Below are 18,062 nucleotides of genomic sequence, written 5' to 3' on the forward strand. Positions count from 1 at the left end.
AGATAGCTACTTAATAGCTATCAATAATGGATGAGAAGAAAGCCCGTCATGCGGGGACGGGCTTTCAGCCACTATCAGTTACGGAAGGACTGAAAATGACACTACAGGAATTTATCACACTGGACGCAGAGTTAAAACAGTTTTCCACTATGGGCCCGAGAAGCCGTTATCTGTTTGATATGACTATTTCAGAAGGAGTGAAGTATTTTGCTGATGAAACGGGCTGTTTCTGGCTGCTGGATGAAGTCACTCTCAATCAGCACAGGAATGGCATTTACAGCAAGTCCTATCAGCTCTGGAACCTGACCATAAGCCCACTAGACAGGACAAAAGCCTCATTATGCTGTTTTAACCGCAATAACCAGCTTCTTTTCAGGAAAGTCATAGAGCGGGAACTGTTCCCTTTAGAGACTATGGAACTCATTGTGCTGTCTAACACTATTATGCTGCCCACTGAATATCACTAGCCAAACGGGAAGGGTAGGGGAGGGAGAATGTTCCCTTCTTCCCCAGAAAGGAGAAAAACCATGTTCAAGGTATTTTGGGTTTTACTGTTTTTAAACATAAGGATGATTGTCTTTACACTGAAAATACTATGGATAGTGGCATTCTGTGTGTGCGTGTTTATTTCTGTGTTTATCAAGATCTTTATACGGGAAATAAGGAAAGGCAGGGATGGCGTTTCCCTGCCTTCTGATACAGCGCACTTGTAAGTGTAGTCTGATGGGGGTTAGAACCCTACAGAGAAGCCTGCTCCTACTCCTGCACCGCCGTGGCTGTCAACGGAAGCCGAGGCGCGGATGATGACGTTATCGGCCAGATGGGTTTGCAGGCCGGCAGCTCCGGCGAATTGTCCACGATAAGAGCCAAATCCCATAGCGAATGAAGAGTCATACAGTGGATTGAATGGCAAGCCCGCCATGGCCATGGCACCGGCAATACCAGCATTAAGCCTGCGGGAAGCAGAACGAACCTGTTGGTCTGTATAGGCACGGTCTGCTTGCGAATAGCTATCCATGCGGTTAGAAAGGTCACTGAACCTGTTATCTGTATAGCGGTTCGCAGAAGAGAGGGTTTTTGCATCACCATCGGCCCTCTCTTTTGCTTCATTACCCACAGAAACGTCAGTGTAGGTATTGGCGGTTTTTAAAGTCTGTTCGTCTCCTGCAATTCGTGCGGCGGCCTCTTTGGCTACAGAGACGTTAGTATAGGTATTAGAATTGCTTTCTGCCGTATTGGCATAGTTCTGGGCATTACTATTGGCTTCCTGAAGAGTTTTCTGGTCTCCAGAGATTCTGGCTTCTGCCTCCTTTCCAAGATTGACATCTGTATATTTATTGGCTGTATCAAGTGTTTTTTGATCGCCAATGATCCGGTCGGCTGTCTCTTTACCCAGATTGACATCTGAATAATGCTGGGCATTTTGCTGTGCCTGATCAGCATAACCCTGGGCATTGGTATTGGCAGTATTCAGGGTTTTTGCATCGCCAGTATCACTATACTGGTTAGCGGAAGCGAGAGTGTCCTTGTCACCCTGTTGACGTGCAGTGGCCTCTTTGGCCAGTCCGTCATCTGTATACTGATTGGCGTTCTTTTCTGCCGTGTTAGCATAATTTTGAGCATTGGTGTTTGCTGTGTTCAGGGTCTGCTGGTCTCCAGCTTCACGGGTCGCAGCCTCTTTAGCCAGTCCATCATCTGTATACTGATTGGCGTTTTTTTCTGCTGTGTTAGCATAATTTTGAGCATTGGTGTTTGCTGTGTTCAGGGTTTGCTGGTCTCCAGCTTCACGGGCCGCAGCTTCTTTGGCCAATCCGCTATCTGTATAGTCATTAGCGTTTTTCAGAGTATCAGAAGCACTGGATTTCATTTGTCCAACATTGACGGCATCGTTAGTGTCCACACCGTCTTTTACTGAAGTGATCTGTCTGTTTCCCACATCAACCTGATCAGCACGTGTTGCTGTAGAACCAGAACCGAGAGCTACCCCACCATTAGAGGCACTTGCCCCACCAATGGCTACGCTGTTAGTTCCTGTAGCGGTGTTGTTGGCCCCAAGAGCTGTCGCATTTTCTCCATTGACCTTATTATTATAACCCAGTGTCGAGGCATTATCTCCACTAAGGGTATTGGCATTACCGGCTACGAACGAGTTGTTGGCAGAACTGACTACGTTCCCATTGCCTGCCACACCAGCATTCTCTGATTTATTGTCAATGGTATTGGCTGATCCTGAAACGTTGTTTCCGAAACTCTCCACCGAGTTGGAATAGCCTGCTACAGTGGAGAGGGCAGTGTTGGTGGCACTGTTAAAACTGCCATTAATGGTCACAGTCGAATTGGTAACAGTATTTTTAGTCCCGTTAATTGTAGCAATGCCACCGTCAATCGTATTGCCATTGCCCGTAACATTGGGGGCATAGGCATTGTGCAGGATGTTGTCGTTCCCGTTGATGGTTCCATGGTCACCCACATGGGCTTTGTTTTCTGGTTTATCATACGGTGAATAGTCGGGGCTGGCCTCTGTTCCATCAAAAGTGGTTGTGTTGTTATCCCCTGTTACAGAGATATTGGGTTGGGCCGTCGAGATGGAATTTTCTGCATGAGCACCGCTGCCCAATGCAAGGAAGCCGAGAAAGGCGGCTCCCATGAGAAGGGTATTTTTTTAGTCATTTTATACCTATAAATAAAAAATATTAATAACAAAAATAAATTACTAAATAAAATTTATTATTACAACATATTTTTTATATGAGGATAAAAAAACCGCATCTCCTGTGACGAAAAAGGCGGCAGGTTTATGCGATTAAACTAACTGGATGTAAGAAAGAAAGTCAGTAACCACGGTGGTGATTACAGAGTTGAGGATAAATCTCCATAGAATAACTGTCAATAATTATTTTATATAAAATAGAAAAAATATCAAAGTTATCTAAACAATAAAAATGAAAATATAATTGAAAAAACAATATTCATAAATAGGATAAACCATACGGTGAGTTTGATGTTCAGTAAATCCTTGTTCTGGGCAGAGAATTGCTGATGGATACCAAAAAGAGAGGCGGCGATTTCCCTGTCTATTTTCCTTTTCTCTTCATTGTTATGAATAGTGGTGGCATTCAGATTGCGACTGGCCTGTCGTATGGTCTCGGTAAGGCTCTTTGCACTGGCAACAGCTTCTATGGCTTTATCTGTAACTTCTTCACTCTTGCTGATAATTTCCCTACCCTGATCAAAGAGAAGGAACCAGTCTATTTTCCGGTCAAATGAAGGTTGGTTCATAATCTTTCCTCCAGAACGGAATAGGCGGCATCAAGTTTTCTGTTGAACGCTTTAGCCATACTTTGCCACCGGTAAAGGCGTGCCAGGGATTTTCTCTCTTCTAGGTTGGTAGCCTGTCGAGCGCGTTCTTTAAGGTCTTCTTCTGCAAGAAGCTGTTCAAAAGAAAGTTTTTCACCAGCAAGGAAAGTGAATATGTCACTCCGGTAGAGCATACAGTCTTCATCAAGCCATGCTTTTTTTTCTTTTTTTACGTAAGCATATATTTGAGGGATTTCCTCTAATGGATCCTCTTCAATCATATTGGGGACGATCAGGATTTTTCTGGCAGGTATCCTCATGCGAGATAGAACATCAACAATGTTGATAGTTTCTATAACGGATTTTTGGTTTGGAGTTACGGGCACAATGAAGAGGTCAAAAAGCTCTGATGCATCTTCGTACTCTGTCCATTTGGCAAGGAAGGACTCAATGTTGGAGGCTCCGACATCAACAATGGCGTTGTCTTCGATCATCAGGTTTTCGAAAACCTGTCCGAATTGGTTTCCCTTGAGTTGTTCGGCGGCGTTCACACCAAGATCGCTCGCACCCTGATTGATACTCTCAATAGAGAAATAAGGGGTGTTATCGGGCATGCGAGGTTTTAGTAGATATGTTGCAATGGTGGTTTTTCCAGCATTGCCATTATAGTTCAAGATAGCAATTTTCATGATGGTGTTCCTTGGATTTTAAAATTTCTTGTATTCGCTTAGGTCTCTGTTTCGGACTTGTTGGCCTATTTTCCTGATATCATTTGGGTTAAGAGGCTTTTCCGATGGGGACGGGGACGGGGTCGTTGTCTTGGAAAAGACATCGCTATTTCGTGAGGCGGGGGGAGAAGTTGGTTCCGGCGCATCTCTTTCGAAAACAGGATTTCTCGACTTTCTTGGTTTTAGTCCGTTTTCACGACAAATTTTGTAGTAGGTTTGCCAAAAAGCAGACTGGGTATTCAGATCATATAGATTTTTAAAATGTCCCCAGATGGCCTCCTTTTTTACCTTTTGTGTGTAGAGAGTTCTGATTTCCTCAAAGTGCCGTTCTATAACTCCTATCAGGCTAATTTGATTTTGAAGTGGTTTTTCTCCTGTCATCGCAATAATCACTTTTTCTAAGTGTAGAATAAACAGATTGAATATATTTTGTTTTCAATTGAATACATTTTATAAACATATTATATAAAAAATAATATAGAATATAAAAATAACAAAACTCAATGAATACAGTTTGTATACGTATCATATAAAAAATAAAAATAAAATACGCTATTTTAACAAAGTTATAATTTTTATATTGATTTCAAGCTAAAAAAGTCCCTTAATCTGATGAGGAAGTTACTACACACCATACGCAACGAAAATCGTTGTTTTACAATGGTTTAATTTTGCACCGGTTAAACATATGGTTTTACTTTGTGTTGTAACATCATGCAAATAAAGGACTTTTTTAGAAAAAAGGTTAAACGCAGTGTTAAACAAAAAAATAAATTTAGTAAGTGTTGGATTTAAGTGCAGTCTTTCTCAAAAAGAAGAGCTTATTTCTCGTTCTCAAGGAAATTTATCAGAATATTTAAGAGGGATTATTTTTGAAAAAACATTTTCCAAAAACAGCAGCCTGCTTTCTACTCTGGAAAGAATAGAGGAGAGTATTTCAACTCTGGCAGCCTCACAGGAAGGGGGGAAAGGAGAGGATGGTGGTGAGCAGAACCTGTTTCCTCTTCTTGCAGAAATGCTTCTGTTTATGCGGAAGGCTACCAGCCCAGAAAGGGCAGATGACGTGGCACGGGATATGAGACGCTATGGCATTAAGAGGAAGGAGTTCGTGTAATGGAGAAGGAAGATAAAGGTAAGCTTATCCTTGCCATGCTGGTGTTATTCCCATTGCTCGGCTGGCTGATTGGGGCAAGGGCGATTTATCATATGGACAAAACGAATGCTCTTGCCGTGATTATGGCAACGCCAGATCTGAAAGCGTTGTGGTTGACATCAGGGTTGGGGCTGTTTCTTGCTATTGGGTTGTCTGTTTGTGTTATCCGTATGAAGAAGCCTTTCAGAGGGGCCAGATTTGATCGCTATTTCCGTGGCACACAGGTGGTGAGTGCAAAAACACTGGCCACAAAAACAGGAGAACGGGGAAAAGCGCAGGTGACCATTGCCGATGTGCCGGTGCCGATAGAAGCGGAAACGACCCATTTTTCGATAGGAGGGGCAACAGGCACGGGCAAGTCTACCATATTCAAAGAGATGATGGTTGGCTGTATCAGGCGGGGTGACAGGATGGTCATTCTCGATCCGGATGGAGAGTTTGTTAAAACCTTCTATCGTCCAGAAACAGATCATATCCTCAATCCCTATGACAGTCGAACGGAAGGCTGGTCATTTTTCAATGAAGTGCGGGATGACTACGACTTTAAAAGACTGGCCCATTCTATTGTTCAGCAATCATCCAGTAGTGATGCGGAAGAGTGGAATGGCTATGGCCGTATGCTCTTTGCAGCCGTAGCCCGTAAAGTCAGGGAAGAGAACCTGTCCAGACGCAGTATGCGGGATGTCTATAAATGGACAAACGAAGCAGAGGCAGAGGAGCTCATGGAATTTGTGCAGGGCACCGATGCAGCGGGCATTTTTACTGGTGCAGACAGGGCTTCAGCCAGTGTCCGTTTTGTGCTTTCGGATAAGTTAAGTCCTCACCTGACCATGAAGCAGGGAGAGTTTTCCTTACGGGACTGGCTGGCCAATCCCAGGGGAGGCAATCTCTATATTACATGGAGTGAGAGCATGCGTTCTTCACTCAAACCGCTTATCTCGTGTTGGACAGATATTATTTTCTCATCAGTATTGGCAGAAGAGTCTGATCTTAAACGTCGTATCTGGGTTTTTCTGGATGAACTGGAGAGCCTTTCAAAGCTTTCGACACTTGGGGATGCCCTCACGAAGGGGCGTAAAAAAGGGTTGTGTATTGTTACCGGTTATCAGTCCTATACCCAGATAGAAGAGGTCTATGGAGAAAAGGCTGCCGAAACCATGTTGGCCAACCACAGGACATCAGTTGTGCTGGCAGGTGGCCGTATGGGGCAGAAGACGGTTGAGAAGATGGCGCACTCCATTGGCCAGCATGAGATTATGCGCAAGAAGAAGGGCAAAAGTGCCAGAGCGGGTTTTGGCTCTGGGGTCAGTGCCAGTGAGAACGAGGATATAAGAACGGAGCTGGTTGTGCTTCCTTCTGAAATCATGGCTTTACCTAACCTGCACGGTTATCTGGCCTTTCCGGGGAGTTTTCCTGTTGGAAAGTTTAAACTCACCCCAATAACCTACATCAGAAAGCAGCCAGTCCCCGGTATCCTCAAGAAAAAAGAGGAGGCTATTGTCTGATGGTCGCCAATGTGACGGTTTTAACCCGGAGTGGTGATGGCGACCAGAAGCTGGCCCATTACTATGCCAATGGGGTGGATGATTACTACGCATCAGAAGGGCTTGCCATGGAATGGCAGGGGAGAGGTGCCGAAGCTCTTGGCCTTTCAGGCGAGGTCGATAGCAGGCGTTTTCGGGAACTGCTGAACGGTCGGGTTGATCAGGATAACCTCATAGAGCGTAAGAGAACAGAGAAGGAACGGTTAGGAGTGGATGTTACCTTTTCGGCACCAAAGGGTGTGACCTTGCAGGCTCTGGTGTATGGTGACAGGGATATTATCGCAGCTCATGACAGGGCCGTTCAGGTGGCGATGGAAGAAGCCGAAACACTGGCACAGGCCAGAAAGACCATAGCCCGCAAGACTGGAATAGAAGATACGGGGAATCTGACCATTGCCAAATTCCGCCATGAAACAAGCCGGGCCCAGGAACCACAGCTTCATACTCACGCTGTTATTGTGAACATGACCCAGAGGCGGGATGGGAAGTGGCGGGCACTGCATAATGAGGCGATTATCAAGTCGCAGGCTTATCTGGGGAATGTCTACAAGTCTGTTCTGGCTCGTGAACTGGAGAAGATGGGGTATAGCCTGCGTTATGATGGCAAGACTGGCACATTTGATATGGCCCATTTTAGCCGCGAACAGATCGAAGCCTTTTCCAGCCGTAGTGAGCAGATTGTAAACCACCTCAGGGAGCAGGGGCTGGACCGGGAGACAGCCAGTAGTGCAGAGAAAGACAGGGCTGCTCTTATGACGCGTGAGCGCAAGGAAAAGATCGATCGTGATGTTTTGTTCGATAAATGGCAAATCGCAGCAAAGGAAGCAGGGCTTGACCAGAGTTTTGTCAAAGGCAAACAGGCAGGAGAGGGTTCCATTTTACAGGCCTTTAAACTAGAGACCATGAAGAGCCATCATGCGGATGAAGCGGTTAAACATGCTGTAGAGAGTTTAACAGAGCGTCAGGCCATTATCCGTAAGGGGCAGGTAATTGATGCTGCCCTAAGGTTCAGCTTTGGCAAGCTGACCGTAGGCGATATCACCGAGGCCTATAAGCGCGCTTCTGGCAGTGGGGGCTATATTGTCACGGGTGCTTATCGGTATAAGGCGATCAATACAGAAGATGCGGTGCAGAAGACAAGGCAGGACTGGCTGGCTTTTCTCAAGGATCATGGCAAGGGAGAGCAGGAGGCAAAGAGCCTGTTTGAAAATGGGGTTAGGGAAGGCAGGCTTCGTCTGGCTGATGTGCAGATTACCACGAGGCAGGCTGTTGCATGGGAGAAGGACATTCTCACCCGTGAGAAATCATCACGTGGGGCGGTAAAAACAGGGATTACTGAGCAGGCAATAGACAAATTTCTGCAAACAAAAACCCTGTCTGATGAACAGGCCCATGCAGTAAAGGCTATTGCTCAACAGGAAAACCGTTTTATTGGGGTTCATGGTTATGCAGGTGTGGGGAAGTCCTATATGACCGTATCGGCCAGGGAGCTGTTAGAAAGTCAGGGCTACCATGTGACCAGCCTTGCGCCCTATGGTTCCCAGAAGAAGGCCTTGGAGGCAGAAGGGATTAATGCCCGCACTGTGGCAAGTTTTCTGGCGGCAAAGGACAGGCGCATTGGGGAAAAGTCCGTTGTCTTTATCGATGAGGCAGGGGTTATCCCCGCACGCCAGATGCAACAGGTGATGGAAGTCATCGAAGCCCATGGGGCAAAGGCCGTGTTTTTAGGAGATACTGCCCAGACCAAGGCTGTTGAAGCAGGGCGACCCTTTGATCAGCTGATTGCGGAAGGGATGCAGACGACCTATGTGTCCAGAATCCAGAGGCAGAAGGATGAAGTTCTTTTGCAGGCGGTGCAATATTCCGCTGAAGGCAAGACGAAAGAAAGTCTTGCGACTATAGAAAAGGATATTCACGAGATCAAAAATAACAGTGAACGCTATAGCCGGATTGTTAAGGACTATACCAGCCTGTCTTCCAAAGAGCGGGATCAGACCCTGATTGTAACCGGCACCAATGAGAGCCGCCATGCTATTAACGGTCAGGTCAGGGAAGAGCTGGGGCTGGCTGGTAAAGGGGAAAAGCTGGTGACCCTCAACAGGCTGGATACCACACAGGCCGAACGGCGGTGGAGCCAGTTTTATAGTGTTGGTTCTATCATTCAGCAGGAGGTGGATGACTCCAGAACGGGCCTAAGAAAAGGAGAGGCCTATGAGGTCGTTAATAATGGGGATGGGAAAAATCAGTTGAGGGTTAAACATATCCATACAGGTGAAGAGGTGACCTTCTCACCAGCACGAGCAAGGCAGCTCTCTGTTTATGAGAAAAGGGAAGTGGAGCTTTCCGCAGGCGACAGGGTCAGGATCACCCGCAACGAGCATGAGCAGAACATGGCCAATGGCGACATCTTCCGTGTGACTTCACTGGGGAAAGGCAGGATTGAACTCGAAGAGGTTGGCAATATCAGAAAGAGGGTCGTCCATGCCAGCACACAACCGCTCTTTGTCTCCCATGCCTATGCCACCACCATTCATAGCAGTCAGGGGCTAACCTCGGAGCGTGTGCTGGTTAATATTGAAACTCAGTCCCGCACTACAACCAAAGAGGTCTATTATGTGGGTATTTCACGGGCAAGGCACAAAGCCAGCATCTACACCAACGACCGCCAGAAACTCCCCGAAGCCATCGCCCGTCCCACCTATAAAACCGCAGCCATGGAGCTGAAGAAAGAAAAGCAGGGAAAAGAGAAGCCACAGAAGAGAGTAGAGAGAAAGAGAGAACTTTAAAAAGAAAAACTATAAATCTTATAAGTTTCTTTACTGGATAATAAGATAAGGTGAGGAAGCAAAAGCGTTACTAATTCGTCCTTCATGGTAACCTAAATTGGAGAAGTGTACTAGTGGCCATATGGTGTAATATGTGTCATTATTTATATCAGGGTATTTTTTTTTGTAAAAAAGCTCATCGTATCCTTCTAATATTAATGTCTTGTCTTTAAAGAAACAGACTAAGAAGTTTGATAAAGGCTTAGGCATTTTTACTTTTTTTATGTTTGTATAGCAGGAGAGTTTGTTTTCATTATGGCCAAATATTTTCTCTATATTACATCCAAGTTGATGCATTTTTACAATAAAATCACGCAGGTATAACATTCCTGTATTTCTGTATTGGTTTTTATAGTCTTCTTCCGAATGAAAAAAATCTGAGATCAAGTGCGAGCCAATTCCTCTATAGTTTTTTAGGTTTTCTAAGTCACTTATATTAACAAAAGGAGCAAGTTTTTCAGAAGAAAATTTTTTTAGATCAGAAAAATTTGGTCGATTATGTAGGTGTATATACATAAAATTAGTAAATATGAGTTTCCTATCATAGATGGTTTGGGGCTCATGATAGCCATTATCTAAATTAACAATTGTATTTGGCCTGAAAAAAGATTTTCTAATAATTTATGGTTTAAAAAACCAGTATGGGTAGGATCGTTTAGAAGAATACGGTGTAATAAAAACGTTCCATCATAATTGAGTAGATATTGGAATTGGTTAATAATATCCTCCTTTTCAAGGAGGATATTATTTCCAAAGAATGCAAGAAATTCGTCACAGTCTAAAGGAATGGCAAAATCATAATGATCATTATTTTTATCCCATTCCTGAATGATGTTTTTAACAATCTTTCCTTTATCGATAAAATCTTGTTTTGTTGTGAAGGTTCGTAGAATGCAGCAACCTTTTTTTTCATAGTAGTCTAGTAAGGTGTGAATTTCTGGACATGTTGATCCGTTGTCAATAATAGTTAGATTTTCAAACCCAAATAAGGAGCTATGGTAAAGTATCCAAGGCTCGAGTAAGGTCAGTTCATTCTTTTCCATCATAATACATCGGATAGTAAGCATAGAAATCATGAGTCCATTAGTAAAAAAACATTATTTTGGTTAATAATATTAATATTTGATCTATCTTTAAGCGTAAGGATACTGGTCGCTGTCTTGATAAGTGTATCATTATTGACGTGGCTAATTTGTAGTTGGCTTTGAGTAGAAATACCAGTTAGTTGTAGGGTAGAGTTGCCAGATGAAAAATTTGAAAGAGTAGTATTGTTTGATAGGCTCATATTTATTAAGATAGAGTTAGAGTTATTTCCTAAAAAAGCAGTTAAATTTCTATTGGAAACATTCATATTTGCTATTTCTGTGACACCTACTCTCTGTAGATAAGGCGAGATCCTAGGCATGGTCTGGTTATACTATTTGCGAAAGAATCGAATGCACCACCGTCAAGGAGGTCACCTACGTTGGCATTTCACGGGCAAAGCAGAAAGCCAGTATCTATACCAATGACCGCCAGAATCTCCCCGAAGCCATAGACCGTCCCACCTATAAAACCGCAGCCATGGAGTTGAAGAAAGAAGACCGAACCAAGGAAAAGCCAAAGAGGAGAGTGGAAGCTGGGATTTAAATAGTTTCATCATTTAACAAGTCTTACCTTAAATATGATTAATTATTACGGTTTATTGAACACCATAATAATGAAATATCAGTAATATTAATTTTGAGATTATTTTCAAAGCCATTGGGAACGCATGTTTCTATTCAGCAATGATAATTTGCTTCCCATAGATATTTAAGCCTGAAATTATAAGAACTTTTGTGAGTAAAACTCAACATAGAAGCTCTTTCGGGAGTTTTCAAAGTAAGTAAAAGATCTATCTTATGATTTTAAAGAAAAGAAAAGAAAAGAAAAGAAAAGAAAAGAAAAGAAAAGAAAAGAAAAGAAAAGAAAAAGGATATAAGGTTTTTTATGGTCTGCAGTTATCGGTGAGGGAATGTCTAAAGTAGTTATATAAAAATTATATATGTAATTTTTTTTCTTAAAAAATATAAAAAAAGTAATAAATGAAAAAAATTCTCTCTGATGAGCTTGCGTTTTTTTACAATCATTGTTTCAATAAATTGTAAATAATGATTAGGGGAGAAATGAAAATGAAGATATTTGATGAAATGTTCTTTCAAGATTCCCAAGTCAGGTTACCTTACCAGTATTTTCAGGATTGGTTTAACAACCAGGTGCCAGAATTATTGCAGAAAAAATCCTTAGATGCGGAAAATGTTTTTCGCAAGACAGGCATAACGTTTGCTGTTTATGGTAATGAACAGGCCTCAGAGAGGCTTATACCTTTTGATATTGTTCCTCGTATTATTTCAGGGCAAGAATGGAGATTGCTCGAACAGGGTATTGAGCAGCGTGTTATTGCACTGAATGCTTTTCTTGATGATATCTACCATCGTCAAGAAATTATACGAGCTGGACGTATTCCTAAGGAAATTATCATTCATAATTCCGTATTTTTGCCTGAAATGATGGGATTTAGACCTCCTGGAAATATCTATACTCATATCATCGGGATAGATATTGTCAGAACTTCTGAAAACGAGTTTTTTGTGCTTGAAGATAATGCCAGAACACCTTCTGGCGTTTCTTACATGCTGGAAAACCGTGAAACCATGTTACAACTCTTCCCTGAACTCTTTCATAGGATACGTGTTAGGTCAGTAGAAAATTATCCGCAGCTTTTACGTCAGTCCCTCATCAAGACAGCTCCTCCAAGTTGCTTATCTTCTCCAACTATAGCTGTTCTTACCCCAGGTGTTTATAACTCTGCTTATTATGAGCACGCTTTTCTTGCAGAGCAGATGGGGGCTGAGCTTGTGGAAGGAACTGATATGCGTGTTATTGATGGCCATGTGACAATGCGCACAACAGAAGGCTATAAGGTTGTTGATATTATTTATAGACGTGTTGATGATGCTTACTTGGATCCACTGACTTTTAATCCGCATTCCGTATTAGGCATTGCTGGGCTTATGGATGTCTATAAAGCTGGTAAGGTTACCATCGCTAATGCTCCGGGTACAGGCATAGCTGATGATAAGGCTATTTATTCCTATATGCCAGATATCATAGAATTCTATACCGGACGTAAGGCCATATTACGGAATGTTCCGACGTGGAGGTGTGCCGAATCAGAAAGCCTTGCCTATGTTATTGATCATATCCATGAGCTGGTAGTGAAAGAAGTGCATGGCTCTGGTGGGTATGGTATGCTTATTGGCCCCGCATCGACTAAAAAACAGCGAGAAGAATTTATTGCTAAGCTCAAACATAAACCCAACAATTATATTGCCCAGCCAACACTTGCCATATCAACCTGTCCTATCTTGACCGATAATGGGCTTGCGCCTCGACATGTTGATTTAAGACCTTTTGTGCTTGTTTCAGACCAAGTTCGCATTACACCCGGTGGTCTCACTCGTGTTGCTCTTAAAGAAGGATCTCTGGTTGTTAATTCTAGCCAGGGTGGTGGAACAAAAGATACATGGGTATTAAACGACTAGATTTTGGAGGATTCTTCTATGTTATTAGGTAGAACAGCCAATGGTCTCTATTGGATGAGCCGTTATATTGAACGTGCTGAAAATATGGCCCGCCTTATTGACGCCGGATTACGTATGGCTCTTACTAAAACATCTAATGCTCCGGAGGAATGGTCTTCTGTCGTTACGAGCTCTGGTGCAAATGCAGATTTTAGGAAAATTTATGATAATTATAACGCGATCACTGTCTCTGATTACATATTAAAAAACCCTCTTAATCCTTCTAGTGTCTTAAGTTGCCTAGAATCTGCGCGTACTAATGCTCGTATGGTCCGTACGGCCCTAACACGAGAGGCATGGGAAAGTATTAATGAAACATGGATAAATTTTAAATCTTATTTAGGTCACTCTTCTATACCGGAAAATGATCTTCCTGATCTTCTTGCAACCATTAAGAAAGAAACCTCACTTGTCCGAGGGATAATCAGCGGAACAATGATGAGAAACGAAATTTATAATTTTATAAAAACCAGCACTTATATTGAACGCGCTGATAACACTGCTCGTATTCTGGATGTAAAATATTACGTTTTACTGCCGACTATTGCCAATGTTGGCACAAACCTAGATAATTATCAGTGGGAGTCTATTTTACGTTCTGTTTCTGCTCACAGATCTTACCGATGGGTGTATGAAGGAGATTACAAACCAAGCCATATTGCAGATTTTCTTATTCTTAATCAGCGTATGCCTCGCTCTCTTAACTTTTGCTATCATCATATTGTGCAGAATCTTCGCTACCTTGGTAAGGAATATCATCAGGAACATCAGTGTCATATAACGGCAGAAACGCAACTAAAATGTTTTTCTGATATTACAATCAATAACGTCTTTGATTTTGGATTACATGAGTTCCTTAACAGTTTTATTGCAAAAAATAACCAGCTTAACAATGAAATCGCACAAGCCTATAATTTTGTCTGATCTTAGCCATGCTCTTAAATGTAAAACATACGACCTGTTATGACTATAGCCAACCTTTCTCTTATGCCATACAAAGAATAAGGTTAATGCCTTATTCTGCCCCAAATCAGAAAGTAAGGACATGGGAAGTTTTAGTAAATGATGAAAAAAAATTGTTCTCTTATAGAGATGGATACGGCAATTACAATCATTTTATAGCTGTAAATACTGCTCAGGATACAATTACTATTACAGCAAAAGGAGAGGTTGAAACTTTTGATACGTCTGGAATCTTAAAAGATTTTCATGAAATGATTTCACCCTATTTTTTTCTTAGGAAAACGCCATTTACAGAACCAGGAAAACAGCTAAATAGCTTTATTGATACCTTTCGAAGCATTTCTTCCGAAAATACACTTTCCCTACTGCATAAAATTATGCAGTCTATTTATGAGACTGTAGAATATATTCCTGGATTTACTACTGTTAATACTAATGCAGAAGAAGCTTTTCTTTATAAAAAGGGTGTATGCCAAGACTATTCCCATATCTTTCTTACCATATGCCGTACCTTGAGCATACCTGCACGTTATATTTCTGGATATCTTTTTATGGATGGCCATCGTGAACAAACAGCAAGCCATGCTTGGATAGAGGCTTATGTAAATGGTTTAGGGTGGGTTGGGTTTGATGCTACAAATTGTATTTGTCCGGATGAGAAGTATATCAGAGTAGCCTGTGGGCTTGATTATTTTGATACTTCGCCTATAAGAGGTATCCATTTGGGGAATGGGAAAGAACATCTTGATGTAACAATTCAAATTACCGCTAAGTAATAATGTGTTTGTCTAACTGATGGATATAAACAATGACATATTGTGTTGCCATGAAATTGGATCTTGGTCTTATTTATATGTCTGATACACGAACAAATGCAGGTCTGGATAACATCTCTACATTTTGTAAAATGAAAACGTGGGAAAAGCAGGGCGATAGGGTTATTACCTTACTGTCTGCCGGAAATTTGGCAACAACTCAAGCAGTTGTTGGGATACTCGAAGAGTTAAACCATACATACAGCCAAAGTTTACATGAAAATAGAACAACTCTGTTCACAGCAGAAACTTTATTTCAAATTGCTACACTCATAGGCCAAATAGTTAAAGATACCATTCGTAACATTGCTCCAGGCCAACAGAATGCCGATGCTTTTTCTGCTTCTTTTATATTAGGTGGTCAAATTAAAGGTGATGTGCCGAGACTTTTTTTTATCTATCCAGAAGGCAATTTTATTGAGGCTACTAAAGATACTCCATTTTTTCAGATTGGAGAACATAAATACGGGAAACCTATCATTGTAAGGGCTTACAATCCAGCAATGAGTTTTGAAGAAGCAACAAAGCTTCTTCTCGTCTCTTTTGATTCTACTTTGCGTTCTAATCTCTCTGTTGGGTTACCCTTTGATCTTTTAATTTATAAGGAAGATACTTACGTAAAAGGAATTCAGAAAAGGATTGAAAAAAATGACCCTTATTATACCAATATTTCGGATCTATGGTCAGATGCTTTAAAAAAAGCTTTTCTACAACTTCCTCCATTTTATTTTTAATAAAATTTAGCATTATAGCACTTGATATATAACTGAAGACTAAGTGAAGTTTTGGTTAATAATATTAATATTTGATCTATCTTTAAGCGTAAGGATACTGGTCGCTGTCTTGATAAGTGTATCATTATTGACGTGGCTAATTTGTAGTTGGCTTTGAGTAGAAATACCAGTTAGTTGTAGGGTAGAGTTGCCAGATGAAAAATTTGAAAGAGTAGTATTGTTTGATAGGCTCATATTTACTGAGATATAATAAGAATTATTTCCTATAAAACCTATTAAATTTCTATTGGAAACATTCATATTTGCTATTTCTGTGACACCTACTCTCTGTAGATAAGGCGAGATCCTAGGCATGGTCTGGTTATACTATTTGCGAAAGAATCGAATGCACCACCGTCAAGGAGGTCACCTACGTTGGCATTTCACGGGCAAAGCAGAAAGCCAGTATCTATACCAATGACCGCCAGAATCTCCCCGAAGCCATAGACCGTCCCACCTATAAAACCGCAGCCATGGAGTTGAAGAAAGAAGACCGAACCAAGGAAAAGCCAAAGAGGAGAGCAGAGAGAAAAAGAGAAGGGGTGAGGTTGTGAATATGTAAAGATATCTTGTAAAGCATTAAACAATAATTACATTAGCAATGATATGGCATTATAATGGATATATAATATGGCCAATTTACAAATTAGAATAGATGATGAGTTAAAAAATAAAGCCCAGCAAATAGCAAGCGCTATGGGAATGGATTTAACCACTGCTGTGAGGGTGTTTTTAAAGCAGTTGGTTCACGAAAGGGCCTTTCCTTTTAGACCGGATGTAGACCCTTTTTATAGTCCAGAAAATCAGAAAATCTTAAAGGAATCTATAGACCAGCTCGGTAAAGGGCAGGTGATCAGTAAAACAATTAATGAGCTGGTGGATAAAAAGAATGAACTTTGATTTTATTCCTCAAAGCTGGAATGAATATCTATTTTGGCAAAATCAGGATCGAAAAACCCTAAAGAAGATCAACGAGCTATTAAAAGATATTTCCCGAAACCCTTTTGAAGGAATAGGCAAACCAGAGCCTTTGAAAGGAAATCTGGCAGGATTTTGGAGCCGCCGTATTGATAGTAAAACAGGTTTGTTTATAGAATTTATGATGGTCGCTGTCAGATAGTTCAATGTAAGGGGCATTATAAAGTAGATTTAGAATAGCAACTGTAGTCGGTTAATACTTTCTTCCTCTATTCCATCTATCTTGCCAGTAAGCGAGGTAGGTTTGTTTTCTAAGTATAAAGAATTCAATTATTATTCATATAAAAATCAACAACGCTTACTATTTGAGGGATAGAAACCATGTGCGGTAAAAAGGTTGGGGGTATATTTTCTAAGTCAGCACTACGGCTTATAATACAATCGTATGGTAGTTCTAGTTGATTGGCTATTTTTCTGTAACACCAGTTTAATAACTTATGGGGCTATATTTCAATAATCTGGGTGTTAGGTGAGCAATAAATTATATTGGTTAGCCCTGCTCCATGCGGGGCCACAATAAGGCTTGCCTGAAAAAAATACGTTATTTGTTCTATAAAAGAAAGTTTTTCCATCTGGATAATTTCAAAGTCTCTTAATAAGAGCTCAGAAATTAGCTCGGTTTCATTAACAAGCGGACGAACAGGAGAGTGGCTTCTGTCGATATAGATTTTTCGAGAAGCTGAGTTTTTTAATGTGTTTTGAAAAGTATATAAGCTACGTAAAAATAGTAGCGCACCTTTATACGGCATAAGATGAGATAAAATATTCCACGGCAGAAGCAGTTTTTCAACGGTAATGCTTTTACTATTTTCTATGGTGTAATTTTTTGGTAATTTACTGCTAAAAGCTTTAGATAAAGCCAGCTCTGTTATTTCACATTGTGCTGGTGTTATAGTCTGTGGTAGTAAGATGCCGTTTATTTTCTTGGCTTTTTCTGCTGATAAAAGGCATAGTCTAGCAATATTCATAATCAGAAAGTGAAAATAGTTGTCATTATTGCCAAGTAGTAGAGAGAGCCATGTTTCAGAGAGCTGCGCTGTTGGCGCAGGGAGTAAAACCTTGCCATTGTCATCTATTTGGTATCCATCCTTTTCTGGGGATGTATGAATTAGGGTGTCTTTTATAATATTGCCATTAAGAGAAACAATCCCAGACTCTGAAGAGACATTTGCTGATTTGAGATGAAGGATATGAGGATCATCTCTTGTAGTTTCAGCTAAGAGTCCTGTATCAGTTAGTGAAAAAGCACGAAGACTAAGTTCACCAAATTTTAGGGGTAGTAAGGCAGAGGATGGAAAGTCCCTGAAAACCTCCTGAATTGAAATTCTGTCAGGTTCTTGGGTAAGTATTTCAGGGAACGATAGTTGCATTACTATTTATC

At 41.3% G+C, this 18,062-nt stretch carries 18 protein-coding genes; 11 read left to right on the plus strand and 7 right to left on the minus strand.

Annotated features, from left to right (window positions below; translation table 11 throughout):
* Positions 1-26 precede the first annotated feature (26 nt).
* A complete protein-coding gene (locus JGUZn3_RS06105; RefSeq protein ID WP_203412704.1) occupies positions 27-467 on the plus strand; it encodes a DUF6876 family protein in 441 nt (146 codons plus the stop codon).
* A gap of 263 nt (positions 468-730) precedes the next feature.
* Here JGUZn3_RS06105 and JGUZn3_RS06110 read toward each other — a convergent pair whose 3' ends face one another.
* From JGUZn3_RS06110 to JGUZn3_RS06125, 4 genes are all read right to left on the minus strand, one after another.
* Complete coding sequence (locus JGUZn3_RS06110) at positions 731-2,647, minus strand: YadA-like family protein (protein ID WP_203412705.1); 1,917 nt, start codon at positions 2,645-2,647, stop codon at positions 731-733.
* A 278-nt stretch (positions 2,648-2,925) separates the two neighbouring features.
* Positions 2,926-3,279 carry a hypothetical protein gene (locus JGUZn3_RS06115; protein WP_203412706.1) on the minus strand — a complete coding sequence of 118 codons (354 nt, stop codon included), beginning with the start codon at positions 3,277-3,279 and terminating at the stop codon, positions 2,926-2,928.
* Positions 3,276-3,986, minus strand: coding sequence for a StbB family protein (gene stbB, locus JGUZn3_RS06120; protein ID WP_203412707.1), 711 nt, complete (start codon positions 3,984-3,986; stop codon positions 3,276-3,278). The genes JGUZn3_RS06115 and stbB overlap by 4 nt, the downstream gene beginning before the upstream one ends.
* 18 nt (positions 3,987-4,004) lie before the next feature.
* Positions 4,005-4,406, minus strand: coding sequence for a hypothetical protein (locus JGUZn3_RS06125; protein WP_203412708.1), 402 nt, complete (start codon positions 4,404-4,406; stop codon positions 4,005-4,007).
* Positions 4,407-4,779: 373 nt separating this feature from the next.
* On the opposite strand from JGUZn3_RS06125, the gene JGUZn3_RS06130 reads away from it, so the two are divergent.
* Genes JGUZn3_RS06130 through mobF form a run of 3 tightly spaced genes read left to right on the plus strand, consistent with a single transcriptional unit; the run spans position 4,780 to position 9,508 of the window.
* A complete protein-coding gene (locus tag JGUZn3_RS06130; protein ID WP_203412709.1) occupies positions 4,780-5,139 on the plus strand; it encodes a hypothetical protein in 360 nt (119 codons plus the stop codon).
* Complete coding sequence (locus JGUZn3_RS06135) at positions 5,139-6,683, plus strand: type IV secretion system DNA-binding domain-containing protein (RefSeq protein WP_203412710.1); 1,545 nt, start codon at positions 5,139-5,141, stop codon at positions 6,681-6,683. The genes JGUZn3_RS06130 and JGUZn3_RS06135 overlap by 1 nt, the downstream gene beginning before the upstream one ends.
* Positions 6,683-9,508, plus strand: coding sequence for a MobF family relaxase (mobF, locus tag JGUZn3_RS06140; RefSeq protein ID WP_203412711.1), 2,826 nt, complete (start codon positions 6,683-6,685; stop codon positions 9,506-9,508). Before JGUZn3_RS06135 ends, mobF begins: the two co-directional genes overlap by 1 nt.
* A gap of 30 nt (positions 9,509-9,538) precedes the next feature.
* Here the strand turns inward: mobF and JGUZn3_RS06145 are convergent, their stop codons facing one another.
* Both JGUZn3_RS06145 and JGUZn3_RS06150 read right to left on the minus strand, forming a co-directional pair.
* Complete coding sequence (locus JGUZn3_RS06145) at positions 9,539-10,063, minus strand: hypothetical protein (RefSeq protein ID WP_203412712.1); 525 nt, start codon at positions 10,061-10,063, stop codon at positions 9,539-9,541.
* Positions 10,064-10,122: 59 nt separating this feature from the next.
* Positions 10,123-10,623, minus strand: a complete 501-nt coding sequence (locus tag JGUZn3_RS06150; RefSeq protein ID WP_203412713.1) for a glycosyltransferase family 2 protein — start codon at positions 10,621-10,623, stop codon at positions 10,123-10,125.
* Positions 10,624-11,430: 807 nt separating this feature from the next.
* Between JGUZn3_RS06150 and JGUZn3_RS12630 the strand changes: the two genes are divergently transcribed.
* The 7 genes from JGUZn3_RS12630 to JGUZn3_RS06180 all read left to right on the plus strand — a co-directional run bounded on the left by JGUZn3_RS12630 (position 11,431) and on the right by JGUZn3_RS06180 (position 16,823).
* Positions 11,431-11,556, plus strand: a complete 126-nt coding sequence (locus JGUZn3_RS12630; protein ID WP_275402829.1) for a hypothetical protein — start codon at positions 11,431-11,433, stop codon at positions 11,554-11,556.
* 144 nt (positions 11,557-11,700) lie between these two features.
* Positions 11,701-13,113 (plus strand): circularly permuted type 2 ATP-grasp protein, encoded by a 1,413-nt coding sequence (locus tag JGUZn3_RS06155; RefSeq protein ID WP_338030713.1) that lies wholly within the window; start codon positions 11,701-11,703, stop codon positions 13,111-13,113.
* Between the two features lie 18 nt (positions 13,114-13,131).
* A complete protein-coding gene (locus JGUZn3_RS06160) occupies positions 13,132-14,076 on the plus strand; it encodes an alpha-E domain-containing protein (protein WP_203412715.1) in 945 nt (314 codons plus the stop codon).
* Positions 14,077-14,084: 8 nt separating this feature from the next.
* Entirely contained in the window at positions 14,085-14,891 is an 807-nt protein-coding gene (locus tag JGUZn3_RS06165; RefSeq protein WP_203412716.1) for a transglutaminase family protein, read from the plus strand.
* A gap of 77 nt (positions 14,892-14,968) precedes the next feature.
* Positions 14,969-15,664: a peptidase gene (locus tag JGUZn3_RS06170; protein ID WP_238996765.1), complete on the plus strand. Its 696-nt coding sequence runs from the start codon at positions 14,969-14,971 to the stop codon at positions 15,662-15,664.
* A 669-nt stretch (positions 15,665-16,333) separates the two neighbouring features.
* Positions 16,334-16,603: a type II toxin-antitoxin system RelB/DinJ family antitoxin gene (locus tag JGUZn3_RS06175; protein WP_203412718.1), complete on the plus strand. Its 270-nt coding sequence runs from the start codon at positions 16,334-16,336 to the stop codon at positions 16,601-16,603.
* Positions 16,593-16,823 carry a Txe/YoeB family addiction module toxin gene (locus tag JGUZn3_RS06180; RefSeq protein WP_338030714.1) on the plus strand — a complete coding sequence of 77 codons (231 nt, stop codon included), beginning with the start codon at positions 16,593-16,595 and terminating at the stop codon, positions 16,821-16,823. The genes JGUZn3_RS06175 and JGUZn3_RS06180 overlap by 11 nt, the downstream gene beginning before the upstream one ends.
* Positions 16,824-17,124: 301 nt before the next feature.
* Here the strand turns inward: JGUZn3_RS06180 and JGUZn3_RS06185 are convergent, their stop codons facing one another.
* Positions 17,125-18,051: a glycosyltransferase family 61 protein gene (locus JGUZn3_RS06185; RefSeq protein ID WP_203412719.1), complete on the minus strand. Its 927-nt coding sequence runs from the start codon at positions 18,049-18,051 to the stop codon at positions 17,125-17,127.
* Between the last annotated feature and the right edge of the window lie 11 nt (positions 18,052-18,062).

This window comes from Entomobacter blattae, from assembly GCF_014672835.1.
Taxonomy (GTDB): domain Bacteria; phylum Pseudomonadota; class Alphaproteobacteria; order Acetobacterales; family Acetobacteraceae; genus Entomobacter; species Entomobacter blattae.

Bases quoted from the DNA above. Each gene is read 5' to 3' on its own strand.
- JGUZn3_RS06105 (WP_203412704.1), top strand. From the start codon at position 27: ATGGATGAGAAGAAAGCCCGTCATGCGGGGACGGGCTTTCAGCCACTA.
- JGUZn3_RS06110 (WP_203412705.1), bottom strand. From the start codon at position 2,647: ATGGGAGCCGCCTTTCTCGGCTTCCTTGCATTGGGCAGCGGTGCTCAT.
- JGUZn3_RS06115 (WP_203412706.1), bottom strand. From the start codon at position 3,279: ATGAACCAACCTTCATTTGACCGGAAAATAGACTGGTTCCTTCTCTTT.
- stbB (WP_203412707.1), bottom strand. From the start codon at position 3,986: ATGAAAATTGCTATCTTGAACTATAATGGCAATGCTGGAAAAACCACC.
- JGUZn3_RS06125 (WP_203412708.1), bottom strand. From the start codon at position 4,406: ATGACAGGAGAAAAACCACTTCAAAATCAAATTAGCCTGATAGGAGTT.
- JGUZn3_RS06135 (WP_203412710.1), top strand. From the start codon at position 5,139: ATGGAGAAGGAAGATAAAGGTAAGCTTATCCTTGCCATGCTGGTGTTA.
- mobF (WP_203412711.1), top strand. From the start codon at position 6,683: ATGGTCGCCAATGTGACGGTTTTAACCCGGAGTGGTGATGGCGACCAG.
- JGUZn3_RS06145 (WP_203412712.1), bottom strand. From the start codon at position 10,063: ATGTATATACACCTACATAATCGACCAAATTTTTCTGATCTAAAAAAA.
- JGUZn3_RS06150 (WP_203412713.1), bottom strand. From the start codon at position 10,623: ATGATTTCTATGCTTACTATCCGATGTATTATGATGGAAAAGAATGAA.
- JGUZn3_RS12630 (WP_275402829.1), top strand. From the start codon at position 11,431: ATGATTTTAAAGAAAAGAAAAGAAAAGAAAAGAAAAGAAAAGAAAAGA.
- JGUZn3_RS06155 (WP_338030713.1), top strand. From the start codon at position 11,701: ATGAAGATATTTGATGAAATGTTCTTTCAAGATTCCCAAGTCAGGTTA.
- JGUZn3_RS06160 (WP_203412715.1), top strand. From the start codon at position 13,132: ATGTTATTAGGTAGAACAGCCAATGGTCTCTATTGGATGAGCCGTTAT.
- JGUZn3_RS06165 (WP_203412716.1), top strand. From the start codon at position 14,085: ATGCTCTTAAATGTAAAACATACGACCTGTTATGACTATAGCCAACCT.
- JGUZn3_RS06170 (WP_238996765.1), top strand. From the start codon at position 14,969: ATGTCTGATACACGAACAAATGCAGGTCTGGATAACATCTCTACATTT.
- JGUZn3_RS06175 (WP_203412718.1), top strand. From the start codon at position 16,334: ATGGCCAATTTACAAATTAGAATAGATGATGAGTTAAAAAATAAAGCC.
- JGUZn3_RS06180 (WP_338030714.1), top strand. From the start codon at position 16,593: ATGAACTTTGATTTTATTCCTCAAAGCTGGAATGAATATCTATTTTGG.
- JGUZn3_RS06185 (WP_203412719.1), bottom strand. From the start codon at position 18,051: ATGCAACTATCGTTCCCTGAAATACTTACCCAAGAACCTGACAGAATT.